20 protein-coding genes are annotated in these 18,480 nt (G+C 67.9%); 9 read left to right on the forward strand and 11 right to left on the reverse strand.

What is annotated here, in order from left to right:
* Positions 1–92 precede the first annotated feature (92 nt).
* From NP511_RS14750 to NP511_RS14765, 4 genes are all read right to left on the reverse strand, one after another.
* Complete coding sequence (locus tag NP511_RS14750) at positions 93–548, reverse strand: PaaI family thioesterase (RefSeq protein WP_006649721.1); 456 nt, start codon at positions 546–548, stop codon at positions 93–95.
* 1 nt (position 549) lies between these two features.
* On the reverse strand, positions 550–2,502 hold the full coding sequence (locus NP511_RS14755; protein WP_049966096.1) for a 3-hydroxyacyl-CoA dehydrogenase/enoyl-CoA hydratase family protein: 1,953 nt from the start codon (positions 2,500–2,502) through the stop codon (positions 550–552).
* Positions 2,503–2,805: 303 nt separating this feature from the next.
* Positions 2,806–3,867 (reverse strand): phosphotransferase family protein, encoded by a 1,062-nt coding sequence (locus tag NP511_RS14760; protein WP_049966097.1) that lies wholly within the window; start codon positions 3,865–3,867, stop codon positions 2,806–2,808.
* Positions 3,868–4,141: 274 nt separating this feature from the next.
* A complete protein-coding gene (locus NP511_RS14765) occupies positions 4,142–4,873 on the reverse strand; it encodes an HAD family hydrolase (RefSeq protein WP_049966098.1) in 732 nt (243 codons plus the stop codon).
* 268 nt (positions 4,874–5,141) lie between these two features.
* Between NP511_RS14765 and NP511_RS14770 the strand changes: the two genes are divergently transcribed.
* The 4 genes from NP511_RS14770 to NP511_RS14785 all read left to right on the forward strand — a co-directional run bounded on the left by NP511_RS14770 (position 5,142) and on the right by NP511_RS14785 (position 9,171).
* On the forward strand, positions 5,142–5,918 hold the full coding sequence (locus tag NP511_RS14770; RefSeq protein WP_006649717.1) for an SDR family NAD(P)-dependent oxidoreductase: 777 nt from the start codon (positions 5,142–5,144) through the stop codon (positions 5,916–5,918).
* A gap of 292 nt (positions 5,919–6,210) precedes the next feature.
* Positions 6,211–6,897, forward strand: coding sequence for a ferritin-like domain-containing protein (locus tag NP511_RS14775; protein ID WP_049966099.1), 687 nt, complete (start codon positions 6,211–6,213; stop codon positions 6,895–6,897).
* A 131-nt stretch (positions 6,898–7,028) separates the two neighbouring features.
* Positions 7,029–8,030 carry a TIGR04024 family LLM class F420-dependent oxidoreductase gene (locus NP511_RS14780; RefSeq protein WP_049966100.1) on the forward strand — a complete coding sequence of 334 codons (1,002 nt, stop codon included), beginning with the start codon at positions 7,029–7,031 and terminating at the stop codon, positions 8,028–8,030.
* A 133-nt stretch (positions 8,031–8,163) separates the two neighbouring features.
* Positions 8,164–9,171 carry an AIR synthase family protein gene (locus NP511_RS14785; RefSeq protein ID WP_049966101.1) on the forward strand — a complete coding sequence of 336 codons (1,008 nt, stop codon included), beginning with the start codon at positions 8,164–8,166 and terminating at the stop codon, positions 9,169–9,171.
* Here the strand turns inward: NP511_RS14785 and NP511_RS14790 are convergent.
* On the reverse strand, positions 9,135–10,304 hold the full coding sequence (locus NP511_RS14790) for an ion channel (RefSeq protein ID WP_049966102.1): 1,170 nt from the start codon (positions 10,302–10,304) through the stop codon (positions 9,135–9,137). The two genes, NP511_RS14785 and NP511_RS14790, sit on opposite strands and share 37 nt — an antisense overlap.
* A gap of 142 nt (positions 10,305–10,446) precedes the next feature.
* The gene (locus tag NP511_RS14795; RefSeq protein WP_211249113.1) at positions 10,447–11,292 is read right to left on the reverse strand and encodes a phosphatase PAP2 family protein; all 846 of its coding nucleotides are present in this window, start codon (positions 11,290–11,292) and stop codon (positions 10,447–10,449) included.
* A 163-nt stretch (positions 11,293–11,455) separates the two neighbouring features.
* On the opposite strand from NP511_RS14795, the gene NP511_RS14800 reads away from it, so the two are divergent.
* Positions 11,456–12,169 (forward strand): helix-turn-helix domain-containing protein, encoded by a 714-nt coding sequence (locus tag NP511_RS14800; RefSeq protein WP_049966103.1) that lies wholly within the window; start codon positions 11,456–11,458, stop codon positions 12,167–12,169.
* 33 nt (positions 12,170–12,202) lie between these two features.
* On the opposite strand, the gene NP511_RS14805 is transcribed toward NP511_RS14800, so the two are convergent.
* Entirely contained in the window at positions 12,203–12,514 is a 312-nt protein-coding gene (locus tag NP511_RS14805; protein WP_006179958.1) for a HalOD1 output domain-containing protein, read from the reverse strand.
* Between the two features lie 106 nt (positions 12,515–12,620).
* Complete coding sequence (locus tag NP511_RS14810) at positions 12,621–15,398, reverse strand: AAA domain-containing protein (RefSeq protein ID WP_049966897.1); 2,778 nt, start codon at positions 15,396–15,398, stop codon at positions 12,621–12,623.
* Between the two features lie 187 nt (positions 15,399–15,585).
* Here NP511_RS14810 and NP511_RS14815 point away from each other — a divergent pair, with 187 nt between their 5' ends.
* On the forward strand, positions 15,586–16,158 hold the full coding sequence (locus NP511_RS14815) for an SPW repeat domain-containing protein (RefSeq protein ID WP_049966104.1): 573 nt from the start codon (positions 15,586–15,588) through the stop codon (positions 16,156–16,158).
* Here the strand turns inward: NP511_RS14815 and NP511_RS14820 are convergent.
* Positions 16,155–16,394 (reverse strand): hypothetical protein, encoded by a 240-nt coding sequence (locus NP511_RS14820; protein ID WP_006649706.1) that lies wholly within the window; start codon positions 16,392–16,394, stop codon positions 16,155–16,157. The two genes, NP511_RS14815 and NP511_RS14820, sit on opposite strands and share 4 nt — an antisense overlap.
* 148 nt (positions 16,395–16,542) lie before the next feature.
* Here NP511_RS14820 and NP511_RS14825 point away from each other — a divergent pair, with 148 nt between their 5' ends.
* Positions 16,543–17,094 (forward strand): hypothetical protein, encoded by a 552-nt coding sequence (locus tag NP511_RS14825; RefSeq protein WP_006649705.1) that lies wholly within the window; start codon positions 16,543–16,545, stop codon positions 17,092–17,094.
* Between the two features lie 30 nt (positions 17,095–17,124).
* Here NP511_RS14825 and NP511_RS14830 read toward each other — a convergent pair whose 3' ends face one another.
* Both NP511_RS14830 and NP511_RS14835 read right to left on the reverse strand, forming a co-directional pair.
* A complete protein-coding gene (locus NP511_RS14830; protein ID WP_049966105.1) occupies positions 17,125–17,529 on the reverse strand; it encodes a PIN domain-containing protein in 405 nt (134 codons plus the stop codon).
* Positions 17,530–17,862: an antitoxin VapB family protein gene (locus tag NP511_RS14835; protein WP_308986937.1), complete on the reverse strand. Its 333-nt coding sequence runs from the start codon at positions 17,860–17,862 to the stop codon at positions 17,530–17,532. It abuts the gene before it with no gap.
* On the opposite strand from NP511_RS14835, the gene NP511_RS14840 reads away from it, so the two are divergent.
* Together NP511_RS14840 and NP511_RS14845 are read left to right on the forward strand one after the other, a co-directional pair.
* Positions 17,861–18,259, forward strand: coding sequence for a nuclear transport factor 2 family protein (locus tag NP511_RS14840; RefSeq protein ID WP_049966106.1), 399 nt, complete (start codon positions 17,861–17,863; stop codon positions 18,257–18,259). The genes NP511_RS14835 and NP511_RS14840 overlap by 2 nt on opposite strands.
* Positions 18,256–18,471: a hypothetical protein gene (locus NP511_RS14845; RefSeq protein WP_049966107.1), complete on the forward strand. Its 216-nt coding sequence runs from the start codon at positions 18,256–18,258 to the stop codon at positions 18,469–18,471. Before NP511_RS14840 ends, NP511_RS14845 begins: the two co-directional genes overlap by 4 nt.
* The last annotated feature ends 9 nt before the right edge of the window (positions 18,472–18,480 follow it).

Below are 18,480 nucleotides of genomic sequence, written 5' to 3' on the forward strand. Positions count from 1 at the left end.
CCGTCGACACGCGGAAAATCGAACCCACGAGTGGTCTCGACGGCCGGAACCACGACGGCTCCGGGAGTCGGGACACGGCCGCTCGAGACGCGTTATTCGCTGTCGATACCGTCCCGGAAGAGCCGATAGGTGGTGCGGCCGACGGCGGCCTCGCCGTCGTCGCCCGTCACCGTCACGTCCGTGACGCCGGTCGAACCGCCGACCCGGAGGACCTCTGCCTCGGCGCGGAGGTCACCGGTCGCCGGCCGCAGATACGAGACGTTGAGATCGGTCGTCGTCAGATGGGACTCACTGGGGTTCTCGAACGTACTCCGCAGCGCGAACGCGCTCGAGGTATCGATCAGCGTCGCGACGATGCCGCCGTGAACCGGATCCGGCCCGTCAGTACCGATGGGGTTCTCGAAGTCCTCGTTCTGCTCGATGACGAGGACCGCGCGCCCGTCCTCGAGGTAGTCGACCCCGATGTCGAGCCACGACAGGTAGCCGTGGCTCTGGACGAACGAGTCCCATTCGGGCCACGCAGACGGGTCGTCCGGTCCGTCGGTCATGTCACTTGCCCTCGAACTCGGGCTCGCGGTCCTCGGCGAACGCCGCGGTCCCCTCGAGGACGTCCTCGGTGCTGGAAAGCAGGCCAAAGCCCTGGCTCTCCATGGCGACGGCGGCCGCGATGCTTGCGTCCTCGCCCTCGTTCATGACCTTCTTGGCGATCTTGAGGGCGATCGGCGGGCCGCCGGCCAGGTCGTCGACGAACTCGGAGACGGTGTCGTCGAAGTCCTCGCGCTCGACCGAGCGGTTGATCAGGCCCCACTCCTCGGCGCGGTCGGCGTCGATGTGGTTGCCCCGGAAGACCAGTTCCTTCGCGCGGGTCTCGCCGAGGACGCGGGTGAGTCGCTGGGTACCGCCGCCGCCGGGGATCAGGCCGAGGTTGATCTCGGGTGCGCCGAACGAGGAGCGCTCGGTCGCGACCCGCAGGTCACAGGCCAGCGCGAGTTCGAGGCCGCCGCCGAGACAGAAGCCGTCGATCTTCGCCAGCACGGGCCGTTCGAAGTCGTTGACCGTCTCGAAGGCCGGCGTGACGTCCATCAGGTCGGTCGGGTCGGCGTCGCTGAAGCCGGAGACGTCCGCGCCGGCACAGAACGCCTGATCGCCCGCGCCCTCGATGGTCGCACAGCGGACTTCGTCGGTGTCGACGTTCGAGAACAGGTCGTCGATCTCGGCGAGCAGGTCGTCCGAGAGCGCGTTCATCCGCGAGGGCCGGTCGAGTTCGACGGAGAGGACGCCGTCCTCGAGGGCGTAGTTCAGGTCGTGGTAGGGACCGAGACTGTCGTCGTCGTAGCTGTAAAAGCCCGCGCCGGCTTCCTCGCCGGTCTTGCCCTCCGCGACGAGTTGCTCGAGGTACGGGTGGGGCTCGAAGCGGTCCTCGCCCGTCTCCTCGTAGAGGGTCTCGAGCTTCTCGAGGACCGTATCGAGGCCGATCTTGTCGGCGCGTCGGCAGATACCCTCGGGGAAGCCGAGCCCGAGCTGGACGCCGGTGTCGACCTCCTCGGGGGTTGCGACGTCCTCGCCGACGAGGAAGGCCGCGCGGTTGATCATGCGGGCCTCGACGCGGAGCCAGTCGAAGTCGCCCGCGTCCTCGGGCTCGTAGTCGGCGCCGTCGCCGTCCTCGTAGTCGTAGAAGCCCTTGCCGGTCTTCTGGCCGAGGTCACCGGCCTCGACTTTCTCTTCGGTGATCGGCGGGATCGGGCTGTCGCCCTCCTTGCGGACGTGGTAGCCGACGTCGATACCGGTGAGGTCGCCGAGTTCGAACGGCCCCATCGGATAGCCCCGCTCGTGGACCATCGTCGCGTCGGCCTCGCGGATCGTCGCCTCGTCGTTCGAAACCATGAACGCGGGTTCGCCGCCGAAGGGGCCGACGATCGTGTTGACGACGAAGCCGCGGACGTCCTTGCGGACGTAGATCGGCGTCTTGTCGATCGACTCGACCCACTCGTAGCCGGCTTCCGCCGCCTCGTCGCTGGTGTCCTCGCCGTAGATGACCTCGACGAGGTCCATCTTGACCGGCGGGTTGAAAAAGTGCAGGCCGAGTACGCGCTCCGAGGAATCGACGGCCTCCGCGATGTCGGAGATCGGCAGGCTCGAGGTGTTGGTCGCCAGTAGCGTATCGCCGCTGGTGTACTCCTCCAGGTCGGTGAAGATGTCGTGTTTCAGGTCCAGATCCTCGGGCGCGGCCTCGATGACCAGGTCGGCGTCGGCGACCGCTTCTTCGAGATCCGTCGTCGTGTCGATCCGGCCGAGGACCTCCTCGGCGGAGTCCTCGAGCATCTCCTTCTCCTCGAGTTTCTCGACGCTCCACTTGATCGACTCGTAGCCGTCCTCGATGAACTCGTCTTTGATGTCACGCATCGTGACATCGTAGCCGGCCATCGCGGTCACTTCGGTGATTCCGTGCCCCATGTTCCCCGCGCCGAGTACTGCCACGCGGTCGATGCTGTCCAGTGACATGGTCGTTCCATTGCCGGGAACCGTCTTAATACCACCGAACCGAATTAGCAATGTTAAGCCCGTTGTCGGCCGTTGCACATCACGTACGTCGATTCGCGTTCATCGCGACCGTCGGTAACGGCGGTCGGGGAGCGGCCGAGCGGACGGGTCGACCGGCCGGCTCGCACGCGCCCGTTCCGCGGCGTCGACGTTTCGCGCGGACCGGCCGACCGACGTCGTGGTGGCGTGCCGGCAGCGTCCGATGGCTATCGCGACCGCTGAACGCGTGTCCCGTCCGAAGAAAACCGGCCCGACGACGCGAGCCTACAGCGGCTCGTCGCCCTCGATGATCCGTTTGGCGCGCGCGGCCAGCGCCGGCACGCGATCGCGCATCTTCGGGTACATCGGGTCGTCGCTGTTGCCCTCGAGGTAGCGTCGGAAGAACATCTCGCCGAGCCCGGCGAGTTTGTACACCGCGAGCGCGCGGTAGAACCGCTCGTGTTCGAACTCGTAGCCGGTCCGCGATTCCCAGCGGTCGACCAGTTCGCGGCGGGTCGGATACCCCTCCCGTTCCATGAACCGGGTGACCAGTTCCGGGAGTTCGGGATCGGGATCCTTCGCGTCGCGCCAGTACGACAGCATCCAGCCGAGGTCCGCCCGAGGATCGCCCAGCGTGGCCATCTCCCAGTCGAAGACGCCGATCAGTTCCGGCGGCGTCCCCGGCCCGAACATCACGTTGTCGAGCTTGTAGTCGCCGTGGACGAGCGTGTGTGGGTGTTCGTCGGGCACGTTATCGCGGAGCCAGTCGCCGACCTCGTGGAGGTCGGGAACCTCGCGTTCGTCTTCGGTCACTTCGAACGCCCACGAGAGCTGTTTACCCCAGCGGTCGACCTGTCGCTGCGTGTACCCCTCGGGGCGGCCGAACTCCTCGAGGCCGATCGCTTCGTAGTCGAGGTCGTGGATCGTCGCGAGCGTGTCGACGAGTTCCTCGCCGACGCGCTCACGGTGATCGGGGTCGGCGAACCGCTCCGGCTCGTCCTCCCGGAGGACGTCGCCCTCGAGTTGCTCCATCACGTAGAAGTCGCTGCCGATGACGTCGTGGTCCTCACAGGCAAGCACCGGCGTCGGTACCGGGACGTCGGTGTCGGCGACCGCGTTTGTCACTCGATATTCGCGAATGACGTCGTGGGCCGTATCGGCGGTCTCGCCCGGCGGCGGCCGGCGGATGACCAGTTCCCGGTCGCCCCAGGTGACGAACAGCGTCTCGTTGGAGTGGCCCTCCTGATGACGGGCGATGTCGTACTCGTCGACCTCGCCGAGGTGTTCCCCCAGATACGCGACCAGCGCGTCCTCGTCGACGAGGCGTTCGTAGTAGTTCTCGCTCATGGGAACCGGTGGGTGCTATGGCCGTCGTCGCGGGCCGATACGGTGTCGTTCGTGGCGGTTCGCTTTGCAGTGGGCATTGTCGTGTGCTACTATATCTCCCCCTTTACGAAAATAGTTACGCCACGAACTCTCTTTTACAATGTTTGCGGGATGGAAGTTACCATGCAACATACCGACTCGCGGACGACGCGGTGGCAACCGAGTCCGAACCGGGCGGGGCGACCGTCGGGAACGTCCTGCCCGATGTTTCGAATCGATACGCCGCTCGAGAACGCTACCCGTCTCGTGTCCCGTCGACGATTTCGAGGATTTCCTCGGGCGATTCGATCCGATAGGAGACCGCGGGGCCGTCCTCGGCACCGAAGGCGACGCCGTGCAGGCCGCTCTCGTCGGCTCCTTTCACGTCGTGATCGTAGCGGTCACCGATCATCAGCGACCGCTCGGGGGCGACGCCGGCTTTCTCGATGGCCGTCTCGAACATGGCCGGGTCGGGTTTGGTGTAGCCGACCTCCTCGGAGGTGGTGATCGAGTCGAAGTGTTCGCGGACGCCGAACCGCTCGAGCATCCGTTTTCCCTCGGCGTCGTCGACGTCGCTGACGACGCCGACGTGGAGGTCCCGCTCGGCCAGCCGTTCGATCGCCTCGACGGCTCCCGGCACCGGCTCGATCGACGCCGCGACGATCTCCTCGAACAGGGGCTCCCATTCCTCGCGGGGGACCTCCTCGCCGACGATGGCCGCGACGGCGCGGTGATAGCCCTCGCGTGCGGACCGGAACTCGGTGCCGTCGCGTTCGCGGAAGTAGTCGCCCACGGTCGTCCGCCACGTCTCGACGGCCTCCTCGACGGTTGTCTCGAGGTCGTAGCGGTCACAGAGCTGCGCGACGAACTCGGCGTGGGCGCCCTGTACCGACTCGAGCCCGAGGATGACGCCGCCGATGTCCCAGAAGACGGCCTCCCACTCGGAGTCCGTTCGGGCAGCCGCGCCATCGGCTCCATCACTGCTCATCGGCGCGACCCCTGGCCGTCGGTCGGTTCGCTCTCGTCCGTCTCCGTACTCGTCTGGTCGAATCCGCCGCTCGCTCGCGTGGTTCCTCTCATGGGTTGGGTCCCGGCGACGGTCGGTGACCGATCGCCGTCGGATGAGTATGTGTGCAGGTGATTCGCATTCACTTAACGGTACGGTATTCATACCCATCTTTATTAACAGTTACTGCAAATAGCCAGTTGGGGCTAACAATGGAAACCAACACGCACGCAGTCGCCGGTGATCGCGTATGAGTACCGACCGATTCAGCGTCGACGGCGACGTCGCCATCATTACCGGGTCCTCGAGCGGGATCGGGAAGTCGATCGCGGAGCGGTTCGCCGCGGACGGCGTCGACGTGGTCGTCTGCTCGCGCGAACAGGACAACGTCGATCCGGTCGCCGAGGGGATCAACGAGAGCGACAGTCCCGGGCGGGCGCTGGCCGTCGAGTGTGACGTGACCGACCGCGAGGCCGTCGAGGCGCTCGTCGAGGCCACCGTCGAGGAGTTCGGCGGACTCGACGTGCTGGTCAACAACGCCGGGGCCTCCTTTATGGCCGGCTTCGACGACATCTCCCCGAACGGCTGGGAGACGATCGTCGACATCAACATCAACGGCACCTATCACTGCACCCACGCCGCCGCGGAGCATCTCAAGGACGGCGGCGGTGCGGTGATCAACCTCGCCAGCGTCGCGGGCCAGCGCGGTTCACCACTGATGAGCCCCTACGGCGCGGCCAAGGCCGCGGTCATCAACCTCACGACGACGCTGTCCTACGAGTGGGCCGACGACGACGTTCGGGTCAACTGTATCGCGCCCGGCTTCGTCGCCACGCCCGGCGTCGAGAGCCAGATGGGCGTCTCCGCGGACGATATCGACCGCACGGACGTTGCACGGCGGATCGGCACCGTCGAGGAGATCGCCGACCTCACCCAGTTCCTCGCCAGTCCGGCCTCGTCGTACATCGTCGGTGAGACGATCACGGCCCAGGGCGTCCCGCAGATCGAAGAAGACCACGACGTGTAGCCGGCGACGCGCGCACGCCGGAGACCGGGCCGTTCGATCGGTGGTCGCCCCGCGGACGACCGCCGAACGCGGGGTCTTCACCCGCGGACGGACACGCGTTTTCGACGACACGTCTCGGAAAACGAGCGGTTTCTTCAGTCCGAGACGGACCGGTTCGTGTACCGCCACCATTATACGGGTAGGGTGACCGAAGCAAGAAAGGTCGACTGTCGGAACTCCACGTTAGACGCGGAAACGATTACTCGCTATTTAGCGGCGTCTCGAGAGTTGATCGACCGGGTACTACCCACCAATGACGGACAATTCGGATCGGTTCGACCTCGGTCGTCGACCCGTCCTCGGCGGACTCGCAGGCGTATTGGCCACCGGCGCTGCCGGCAGTGCGGCGGCGGGCGGCGACGACTATCACAACGAATCGAACGAAACAGCCGACGACCCCGTCGATGAACCGCCCGAGGCGGTGCCGGACGAGTTCGAAAACGACATCGCGATCCTGAACTACGCGCTTACGCTCGAGTACCTCGAAGCGGTGTTTTACACCCGCGGCATCCGGAACATCGACGAGGCCGCCCTCGAGCAGTTGGGACCGGAGGGGGCACCGGTCGTCAATCGCCTCCGAGTCGTTCGGGATCACGAGATCACGCACGTGGAGACGCTGGCCGAGACGATCGAAGCGCTCGGCGGCGATCCCGTCTCGAGTCCGGAGTTCGACTTCGGAACGGCCGTACAGGACCCCGCCGAGTTCGTCGCCACCGCCGCCGCGCTCGAGGACATCGGCGTCTCGGCCTACGCGGGCGCCGCGCCGTCGATCGAGAACGCGGCACTGATTCCGCCGGCGCTGAGCATCCACAGCGTCGAGGCGCGACACGCCTCCTACCTGCGGGAGCTGAGCGGCGAGATCGGGTTCCCGATGGCCTTCGACCAGCCCCGGTCTCGCTCGGAAGTCCTGGAGTTGGCCAGCGGGTTCATCGTCGAATAGCGCGCGAACGCGACGCTTGCGGCCCGGTTTTATCCGGCCCGGGGACGACCGCCTCGGCGACGCGTAAACGGCCGTCCCCACGCCGCCGGTTCCCATACACCCAAAAGGGACGGTTTCGTCTGTGGACAACGATGACAGACAGAGATGTCCACCTTCCGGTCGCTGCACAGCCGACGATCGACTCGATCGTCGACTACGCACGGACCGCCGAGGACGGCGGCTACGACTGCGCGTGGCTCCCCGAGACGTGGGGTCGGGACGGCGTGACCGTCCTCTCGGCGATGGCCGAACGCACCGAGGAGATCGATATCGGCTCGAGCATCCTCAACACCTACTCGCGATCGCCGGCCCTGCTCGGCCAGACGGCGGCGACGCTGCAGGAACTCTCCGAGGGCCGCTTCCGGCTCGGGCTCGGTCCGAGTGGCCCCGTCGTGATCGAGAACTGGCACGGCGTCGAGTTCGGCAACCCGCTCAAGCGCACCCGCGAGACGGTCGAGATCGTCCGGCAGGTTCTCTCCGGCGAGACGGTCGACTACGACGGCGACGAGTTCGACCTCTCGGGGTTCCGGCTGCGGTGTGAGCCACCGGAAACCTCGCCCCCGATCGAGGTGACGGGGATGGGACCGAAAGCCGTCGAACTCGCGGGCCGGTTCGCCGACGGCTGGCACGGCATCATGCTCACTCCCGACGGGATGGACGAGCGAATCGCGGACATCGAACGCGGGGCCGACCTCGGCGACCGCGACCCCGACGACGTCCAGGTCACCGCCGGCGTCACCGCCTGCGCGCTCGAGGACCCCGAGGAAGCCCGTGCGCTGGCCCGCCAGCACATCGGGTTCTACGTCGGCGGCATGGGTACCTTCTACCGCGACGCCCTCGAGCGACAGGGCTACGACGAGGCCACCGAGATCTACGATTCGTGGCAGGACGGCGACCGCGAACACGCCCTCGAGCTGGTCGACGAGAACATCCTCGACGACCTCTGTGCGGCCGGCAGCCCCGAGACCGCCCGCGAGCAACTCGAGCGCTACGAGGACGTCGACGGCCTCGACGCCATCGCCGTCAGCTTCCCGCGCGGGGCCGACGAGGACCAGGTCCGCGAGACGATGCAAGCGGTCGCGCCCGAGAACTGACATCGGCTGGAGCGGCCCGGTTTCGTCCCGTTTCAATCGGTACCGCGAGTCCGTTAGGACCGCTGTTTCGGACACGACCTCGAGAAGCGACGCCTTCGACAGCTACAAACCCCGAATCGTCCCAGATCGTAGTATGCCCGGCAAGGTGAGTCCGGACGACTTGCTCGCGCACGTCTTCGAGCGGACGGAGACGGCCGACGAGACGGTGATTCAGGGGCCCGCGGACGGCGAGGACGCCGCCGCGATCGACTGGCCCGACGGCGAGGGGACGCTCGTGGTCAGCTCCGACCCGATCTCGCTGGCCGCCTCGGCGGTCGGCACGCTCGCCGTCTCCGTCGCCTCGAACGACGTGGCCGTCTCCGGCGCGGACCCGCGCTGGCTGACCGCCGTCGTCTTGCTCCCGAGCGACGCCGACGGCAGTGCCGACGGCTCCCTCCTCGAGGAGATCGCCGACGACCTCCACGCCGCCGCCGGCGAGATCGGCGCGTCGATCGTCGGCGGCCACTCGGAGTACGTCGACCAGCTCGAGCGGCCGCTGCTCTCGCTGACGGCGATGGGGGCGACGGATCGGTTCGTCCCGACCGGCGGGGCCGAGCCCGGCGACGCGGTGATCCTGACCAAGGCGGCAGGCCTCGAGGGCTCGGCCGTCCTCGCGGCCGACTTCGGCGACGACCTCGGGATCGATCCCGAGACGCGCGAGCGCGCCGAGTCGTTCCTCGACGAGATCAGCGTCGCCCCCGAGGCCCGGCTCGTCCGCGCGGACGCGACGGCGATGCACGACCCCACTGAGGGCGGGGTCGCGGCCGGCCTGCTCGAGGTGGCCCGCGCCTCCGAGGTCCGCCTCGAGGTCGACCGCGAGGCAGTACCGGTCCGCGAGGCGACCGCGACGCTGTGCGAGGCGGCCGGGGTCGACCCGCTGCGGATCTTCGGCTCCGGCGCGCTGGTCGCGACCGTTCCCGGCGACGCCGTCGACGACCGTCTCGAGGCGCTTTCGGACGCGGGAATCGAGGCCGCCGAAATCGGCACGGTGCGGGGACTCGAGGGGGGCGACCCGGCACTCGTCCTCGACGGCGAGCCGATCACCGGGCCGATCGAGGACGACCTCTACCCGCTCTGGGAGCGGGCCGACGCGGACGACTGACTCCCGTTCCCGCCGCGGTCCGACAGCGCGCCGAGCGTCGCCTCGACCACCAGGGCTTCGGGGTCGACGACGACGTCCGCACCGGCCCGCTCGAGCGATTCGACCGTCCTACCGTCGGCGAGCGCCACGATTCGCGCGTCCGTCACCGACCGGGCGGCCGCCACCAGCCGCGTCTGATCTCGCGTCCCGGCTCCGACGAGGACCGCGTTGCAGGTGTCGAGGGCGGCGCGCTCGAGCGTCCGCTCCGCAGTCGGGTCGCCGTCGATCGACTCGACACCGTCAGGTAGCACCGCGGTCGACTTTTCGTCGGTCACGACCGTGATCGATGCCCGTCCGGCGAGCGCCGCGATCACGGGCCGAATCGTCTCGCCGGCCCCGAAGACGACGACCCGCGATCCGTCGTGGAGCCACCCGTCGTGATCGTCACCGACCGCTCGATTCCCGCGCCTCGTCGCGCGTCGGCCGGCCCGCGCGAGACGCGCCTCGACCGCGGGACCGAGCAGACTGCCGGCCGTGGCCGCGAGCGTCGCCGGACCGAGGACGACCAGCGAGACGGCGAACAGCCGCGCCGCCTCGGTTCTCGCGTGGACGTCGCCGTAGCCGACCGTACTCGCCGTCACGACGGTGAAATACACCGCGTCGACGACGCCCTCGACCCCGTCGAACCCGCTTCGGAGCGCGTACGCACCGGCCGTTCCGTAGCAGCAGACGCCGACGATTGCAAGCAGCGCGCCGACCTGGGTCGCGTTGAGGTGGCTCGCACGCGTGAACCGTCGGCTCGCCGTTACGAGAACGACGAGCCCGCCGATCGAGAGGAGTACGAGCGGGAGAGAGAGCGCCCGGAACTGGGCGACGCCGTGTGCCCCGGAGAGAAAGACGAGGCCCACGGCAACGAGATACGCCACCCGGTAGCCACGGCGCATTCCCCAGACGGTGACGAGCAACGCGAAGCCGACGACGGTCCCGCTGAACTCCGCCGCGGTCTGGAGATCGGCGAGCGAGCCGCCACCCTCGAGGGCCGGTCGGGTGAGAATCGCACCGATTCCGGTTGCGATCGACGTGAGTGCGATTACGGTGACGATCACGATCGCGACGCGGCCGCCGGGCCGACGCGGATGAAACGCCTCGAGCATACTGCTCCTACGCCCGCACCGGCGGTAAATCCCCGTCGGTCCCGGCACACCGGAGACGTGGGCGAGTTCGCGACCGACGTCGTAGTGACTGCCTGCCGACAGTACGAACGTCCCGCGGACGCCGATCCCGAACGGGATCGATTCACGACCGCGTCGACTCGAGCGGGCCGATCTCGAGTTGCCCCACGGCGGCCGGTACGAGAAAGATGCCAGCGACCAGGATCGCGTACAGGACGACCAACAGCGGTTCGACCGTCGTGACGATGGACTCGAGTCCCCGAACGAGCGCGACGAACCCGACGCCGACGACGAGGACGACGGCCGCCTCGAGTCGGGAGCGCAGTGCCGGCAGGGCGGACAGTCGCCGCGAGCCCAGCAGCCCGCCGAGCGCGCCCCCGAGACCGAGCAGGGCGTCTTCCCGTCCGCCGGCGATGACGAACGCGGGCGCCGAGAAGGCGAGCGCGATCGCGAACCCGATCGTTGGATCGCCGCGCGTGACCCGGTCCATGGCGGCGACGAAGGCGACCCCGAGCGCCGCGCCGACGATCACGTCACCCAGATAGTGGACCCCCAGGACGACCCGCGAGAGCGAGACGAGGGCGACAAGCGCCGCGGCGACCGCCAGCGCCCGCGGGTCACCCGCCCGGTCGTACGCCGAGACGAGGCCGCCGTAGACGACCGCCGCAGCGAAGGCGTGCCCGCTCGGAAAGCCGTAGCCCTCGCGCTCGCTCTCGAGGGGGATCGGCATGACGTCGGCCGGCGGTCTGGGGAGGGCAAACAGCGCCTTGAGCGAGAGCAACAGCGCCAGTCCGGCCACCGCGTAGCTGATCACGAGCGCGCTGCGGCGGCGATCGACACACCAGAACAGCACGGCGAGCAAAACCATGAGCGCGGTCGTCCCGCCGAGTTCGGTCACGAAGACGACGAACTCCGCGTACTCGTTCGGGACGACGCCGCGTATCGCTTCGCTCTGGGCCTCGAGTCGCATCTCGGCCGGCACGTGACGCGTCGGCTACCTAAACGTTCGTTTCGGCGGACGCGTCTCGCGGGTCCCGTACTGACGATCGCGTCGGACCGTTTTCACCGATCGGGACGTTCCCCGTCGGAATCACTTTGATAGCAGGTACCATTTGGCCGGACAGTGGCCCAGTATGAACGATACACGAAACCGCGACCGAACGCCGCGGGTGCGGGAGATCGAGTTCGAGATCACTGCGCCCGCGTATCCGTTCGTCCGGGCGTCGGCCGAACTCGAGTGTCGCGTCGAACTGGTGGAGATGATCCCCCGCGGGAACGGGTGCTACGCCGAGTTCTTCACCGTGGCCGAGGCCAAGCCGTCCCGGGTCGCGGACCTCGCCGACGACCACGAGAGCGCCGACGTTCGGTCCCTCCGCGAACACGAAAGCGGCGCGCTGCTTGAGTTCCTCGTCGCCGAGGACTGCCCCGCGGTGGAACTCGCCGAACTGGGGGCGCTGCCGCGGACGGTTCGAGGCAGCGACGGGGACGGCCGGATCGTCGCCGAAGTACCGCCGCGGGACGACGCCGGCGAAATCACGGACGCGTTCCTCGAGCGCGTGCCGGAAGCGACGTTCGTCGCGAAGCGGGAGACCGACGCGCTCACGACGCCGTTCAGCCGGACCGCGTTCCGGCAGGAACTGCGCGCCCGACTCACCGACCGCCAGCGGGAAGTCCTCGAGGCCGCGTTCGAAGCCGGCTACTACGACTGGCCCCGCGAGTGTTCGGGCGAGGACGTCGCGGCCGAACTCGGCATCGCGTCGCCGACGTTCTCCCAACACATCCACGCCGCCGAGCGCAAACTCCTCGCGATGGCCTTCGCGGACAGGGCCGACGACGAGGCCAACTGACCGCCAGGACGCGGTCGATCGCCGGCCGTTCGATCAGTCGGACGGAGCGACGACGATCCGTCCGTCTCCATAGACCGCGACCACACAGCCCTCGTAGGAGAGCGAGAGTCGCTCCGGCCGCGCTCGCGGCCGTCGATCGAAGAGCCGGTCGACGGCGGTCGTCTCGACCGCCTCGTACAGTGGCTGCATGGTCGTCGGGTCAGTGCCTCTGACGGCTGCAACCGCCCGAACGATCGAGGACGATGGCGTGTCCGCATCGTCCCAGTCGTACCGTGCGGTATACGTCTCGTCGTCGCGCTCGAACGCCGGGCAGTCGCCCGCCGCGGCGGTGTCTCGCTGAGTCATCTGAATCACCGGGCTGCCGCGTTCATACCGACGCAGGCGAGGTGGTTAGTAGCGATACCTATAGCTCATGGGAAAAATATCAGCCTACTGACTCTCTGTGGGCCCGTTACTGCCGCGCCCACTCGAGCATCCGCTCGTAGACCGGATCGCTCGCGAGCGCCGACGAGTCGCCGACCAACACCAGCGCCCGCTTGGGCCGTGTCAGCGCGACGTTGATCCGCCGGTAGTCCTCGAAGATCGGCCCCTCGAGCGAGCCGGTCGCAGTGAACGAGACGATGATGACCTCCTGGCTCGAGCCCTGGAAGCGGTCGACGGTGTCGACGGTGACGTCGTCGGGGACCGTACTCGAGATCTCCGAGACCTGCGCTCGGAACGGGGCGATGACGCCGATCTCCGACCGGTCGAGGCCAGCCGCCTCGTAGCGCTCGATCAGGTCGGCGATTCGTGCGGCCTCCTCGCTGTCGGTATACTGGCTCCGGTCTCCCTCGACGTCGACGAACGAGACGGGATCGGACAGGGTCTCGGGCAGGGCGTCCCGGGAGACGCCCTCGAGGTCGTCCAGCGTTCGTCCGGCGACCTCGGGCGTCGCCGGCCGTAGCTGTCCGTCGTAGAACTCGGTGGAGGCGAAGACCTGAATGCGCTGGTTCATCCGGTACTGGCGATCGAGCATGACGCCGGCGTCGGGGTAGCGCTCGACCAGGCGCTCGAACAGCGACTCGGTGAGGTCGTTCTCGGCGCGCACGACGGGCGGCAGCTGCTCGTGGTCGCCCACCAGCACGAACCGCTCGGCGAGGTTGATCGCCGCGCAGGTCCCGGGCTCGGTCAGCTGGGCGGCCTCGTCGACCAGTGCGGCATCGAAAGCCTGCTCTTTCATGATCCGCGAGCCGCAGGTCGCGGTCGTCGCCGCCACCACCTGCGCGTCCTCGAGTTCGGCGACCCGATCGGCGGGCTCGCCCGCCCGTTCGAGGCGGTAGGGCTCCATCTCGTCGCTGACCCCGCTCTCCGACCCCACGCGGACGACGTCGACGGCTTCGCCGTCTCCACTCCGTTGCGTCTCCGACGCAACGCTGTCCTCGTCGATGACGTCCTCGAGTTGCTCGAGTAGGGCCTCCAGAGCGTTGTCGACGGCGCGATTCGTGAAGGCCGACAGCAGGACGCGCTCGCCGCGTTCGACCATCGCGCGGATGGCTCGGGCGATGGTGTAGGTCTTCCCGGTCCCCGGCGGGCCGTGGATCAGCGCGCAGTCCTCGGCACCGACGGCTTTCCGAACGGCCTCGTTCTGGCGCTCGTTGTTGTCGATGAAGGTCTCCTCGATCGCTTCGAACTCGGGCTCTGCGCGGCCGAACAGGACGTCCTTGCGCCGTTCGTCGCCTTTCAGGAGCGCGTCGTGCATCGCGACGAGCAGCCGGTCGGTCGTCAGCTCGGAGGGGTAGACATCGAGCCGGGTGACCGCGACCGGCTCGTCCGCCGTGATCACGACCTCGTCGTCGAGTCGCTCGATCCGCGCGAGTTCCGAGTCGCCCCGAACGGGGTCCCCGTCGCTGGCCAGCACCAGGTCGCCCTCGCGGAGCTTCGAGTTCGCGCCGCCAGTCCGGCGCGCCCGCAGCTCCCAGCGACCGCCCTCGAGCGGCCGTTTTGCGACGAACTCGAGGTCGATCAGCGCGCGGTCGTCGTCGGCTCGTTCCTGCGCGGTCTGTTCCCAGAGCTTGGCGTACTCGCGGTGGACCTCGCGCCGTTCCTCCTCGATCGCTCGGTAGAACCGGTCGAAGTACTCGCGTTCCTCGGCCGGCAGCGCCTGCCCGATCTGGCCGGCCTTCGACTCCTGATCCAGCCGTCCGGAGACGACCATGCAGGTGTCCTGCTCGAAGCAGTACTCGCATTTCGCGTCGGCCTCGTAGCCGGTCGGAACCTCGCCTCGCATCTCCATCGCCGCGATCTCGTTGCGCAGGCGGACGACGTACTGCAACAAGCCGTCGCCCATCGTGAACTCCTTTGCGGGGGTCAGGTCGCCGGTCTCCTCGTTGCGATCCAGCGCCGAGTTCTTCGTATAGAGGAGCGTCCCGATATCGACGTCGCCGCCGTGTTCCTCGAGCAGGAGTGCGTAGCAGGCAGCCTGCACCTTGTCCTTGAACCGCGGTTCCTTCTTGAGGTTCTTGCCGGTCTTGAGTTCGACCGGCGCGCCCCGGCGGACGGCGTCGGCCCGGCCTCGAATGCCGAAGGTCTCGCTGATGAGCAACTGCTCGGAGCGCCAACTGTCTTCCTCGGTGAGCCGGCCCTGCTCGAGCCAGCCCTCGATCGCTTTGGCGTTCTCCCGGATCTCCTCTTTGACCGCGTCGGGCGTCTCGCCTAACAGCCCCAACTGGAGGCCTCGCTCCTCGACGCGGGCGTCGATCGACTCCTCGAGGTTGCGCCCGCGAAGCAGGTCGCCGAAGACCTCGTGGACGAGCGTCCCTTTCACCACGGGGTAGTTCAGCGGCACCCCGGAGAGCTTGTTCAGGTAGTAGAGCCGGGGACACTCCACCCAGTTGCGGATCGAGGTGACGCTGACGAGAAAGGAGGGTTCGACGACGACGTAGGACTCGCCCGTCGTCGCGTACTTGGTCTCGCCCTGATACTCCTCCTCTTTCGCGTTCGTCACGACCAGTTCCATCCCCGGCTCGAGCAGCTCGGCCGACTCGGTCCACTTGTTCCAGAGCGTCACCGTCGTTTCGCGGCCGTCCGCGACGGCCGCCGTGCCGCCGTCGCTGCGCGTCGGCGTGGCGTCGCCGGTGGGCTCGTCGTCGGTCGCGAGCCGGACCGGGACCTCCGCGAGATCGCTTTCGCCGTAGCTCGTCGACACCGTTCGCACGTCGACCTCGCCGGCGACGGTTCCGCGTACGTACACAGCTATCGTCACGAGCGAGCGATCAAAAACGCTATCGGTCCCGGTGGCGACCGGCTCGTTTCCTCGCTCGCGGGACGCGATGCCCACGATAACATTCACTTACCGGCGTTCCCGGGTTTCGTTCCCGGCCGGCCGCGAGTGGAACGGACGGGCCGTTTTTGCGATCAGGCCCCGAACGTCCGGTACTATGAGTGACCCGAACGGCGACGATCGTCGGCGGGGCGACGGGCCCGGGGCCGGCGACGAGCCGCCGACCGACGACGGCCCGATCAACCGACCGGAATCGGCGTCGGCCGACATCGACTCGGGGACCGGGGTCGGTGACGGAGAGCGGCCCGGCGGCCGCGACCCGCGAGACGAGTCGACGCAAGTCGCCAGCGAGGAGCGCCGGCGCAAGACCTCGGTCGTCAGTCTGCTGGTCGCCGTCCTCGGCGCGTGGGTCGCCCTCTCGGTGCTGGTCTTCCAGAGCGGTGGCGCTCCCGCGTCCAACGACGTCCTCGTCGGACTCGCGGTCGCGCTGGCTGCCGGCTACAACTACTATCGGGTGACGAACGACATCCCGCTCAGCCCCGCCATCGCCTCGCTGGTCGCCCTCCTCGGGATCTGGCTGATCGTCTCGGCCGCCCTGCTCGGGATGACCGGCGGGCTGTTCTGGAGTACGCTCGTGACCGGGCTCCTGATCGCCGGGCTCGCGGGGTACAACGCCTACGAGGCCCGCGGGGCCCGAACGGTCGCGACCGACTCCGGCACGGGGATCTAAGGGTCGGCCTCGAGCCGGCGAAGCCGGTGTTCGGCGGCGTGATGGCCCATCGCGACGACCGAAAAGGCGACCATGACGACGGCGAAGCCGACCGAGACGATCGGTGAGACGCCGTTGACGTACCCGTTCCAGAGCTGGCCCAGCGCCAGCGCCAGCGGGGCGATCGTCAGCAGCGAACTCTTGGCGGGTGCAGCGCGGAACAGATCGACGAGCGACGGTGAGCGACGAGTGGACATAGGGAAAGCGTCGGTTACCGTCTCTGTCGGCGGGGCCAGTGTATTCCTTTCGGTTCCGGAACGGTCCGTTGCGGGGCGTAACAGTCCGTTCTCGGCGTCTTTCGGTGGAACCGATACGTTCATTCTGCCGGCGATCCAACCCTCGCCTATGCGGATACGCGAGTGGCAGGACGTACTCGAGGACGTCACGGAGCGCGACGTCGATCCGGAGGACTGGCGCGCAGTCGCCGGCGACCGCGCCGGCGGCGTCGGCGAAGACATGTACCTCGCGCATCCCCGGGCCGGCGTCTTCTTCCTGAAAACGTACGCGAAAAACCCATTCGAGGTACGGGGTGTCGGCACCCGCGTCGCCCGGAACATCGACGACGAGATCGGGTCGTTCATGCCCGAGAGAGAGTCGGGCGGCCGCTTTGCGGTCCAGTCACCCCCCGAGGACGAGGAGCAGGCCGAGACGGTCGGCAAGCGCCTCGAGACGGTGCTGGAAACCCACGCGGACGCGCCGACCCGACCCCAGGACCTGTTCGACGACGTGATGGAGGCGCTCGAGAGTCCCGCGTTCGGCCCGATGGAGTACGATCAGTACGACCGACCCGACGACCTCGCGGCCCTCGCCGACCGCTTCGAGGAGGCCGACGAACTGCTCGACGCCGAACTCGAGGACCTGATCGAGACCGACGAGGTCGATCGCGGCTTCATGTAGCGGTCGGGACCGCGGTCGAGGCGTTCGCGTTCAGTACGGATCGTATTCCGCGACGGAGAGGACCGACTGCACCTCGTCGTCCCAGAAGTGTTTCTCGGCGGTCGCGAACGTCGCTCCGTGTTCGCGAGCGGTCGCCGCGATGAGCGCGTCCGGGTGGTCCGCCGGGACGCCTCGATCCAGCAATTCGCTCTGCAACGATGCGGCCTCGTCGGCCGTCCGTGCGGTCACGTCGAGTACGTCCATCGACGACGTGACGGCCCGTCGAATCGCGTCCGGGGTGCCGTCGATGTAGCCGTGTACGGCACCCATGTACGCCTCGTAGAGGACTATCGCCGGCACTCCCCACGCCTCCTGTTCGTACCGCTGCAGGAAGCGACGAGCGTCGTCGGTTCCGTCGAGATAATCGCTGAGAAGATTGTTATCAAGTACGAGCATCTACTTTGATTCCTCGATTCGGTCCCTCGTTCCCGCCCGCAACTCTTCTCGCATCGTCTCCAGCCCCGCCCGCGTTTCCGTGTCCGTTTCCGAAAGGACGCCGAACCCGGCCCACTTGTCGCCTTCCGTGAGTCGTAGAATCACGTCCTCGTAGCTTTCGTCCTCACGCTTATGGAGATCCAGTCGGTCTTTCGCTTCGTCCGAAACGCGGATCGACGTGTCTCCCATGTATGGGAATACGTATGCGTATGCAAAATCTTTTCCCTCGTTCGAGACCGCTCCCGCATCCGCGTCCGATGGCTCTTTGAAAACGGCCGTCGAGGATACAGCCATGTCAGCGACCGCGAGCCCCGAGGCCGTCGTCCGCGACTACTACGACGCGCTCCGGAACGGCGACCCCCTCGAGCCGTACTTCCTCGCCGACGAGTCGACGGTGAAGTTCGGGATCAGCGAGTCGCTGTTCGGCGGCGGGGCCGTCGCCGCGGCCCTCGGGGAACAGACCGAAACGACCGCCGACTGGACGATCGAGAGCCGCCGCCTCGTCGTCGATCGGCGCGAGGCGGTCGCGACCTTCGCCGACGAGGTGACGATGGCCTGGACCGACACGGAGGGCGGCGACCGACGCCGATTCGACAGCCGCTGGAGCGGGACGCTGGTTCCGGCAGACGACTCGAGCGCGCCCGACTGGCAGTTCGCGCTCATGCACGTCAGCGCCCCCCACGAGCTATGAGCCGACGGGGACGGGAGCCGTCAGGCTCGAGCGGCGTCTCGGACGCAGCCACCCAGCTCAAGGTCGCTTTCGTGTTGCTGGTCGGCCTATCCGGCGGGCTGGTCGCGTTTCAGGGCGAGGCGTCACCGGTCGTGATCGTCGCGGCGATCCTCGGTGGCATCGTCGCCGGGAGCGCGTTGCTCTGGTACCTGATCTGGATCACGACCGGCTGAACGCGTCCG

The sequence above is a fragment of the Natrinema thermotolerans genome, assembly GCF_031165565.1.
Classification (GTDB): domain Archaea; phylum Halobacteriota; class Halobacteria; order Halobacteriales; family Natrialbaceae; genus Natrinema; species Natrinema thermotolerans.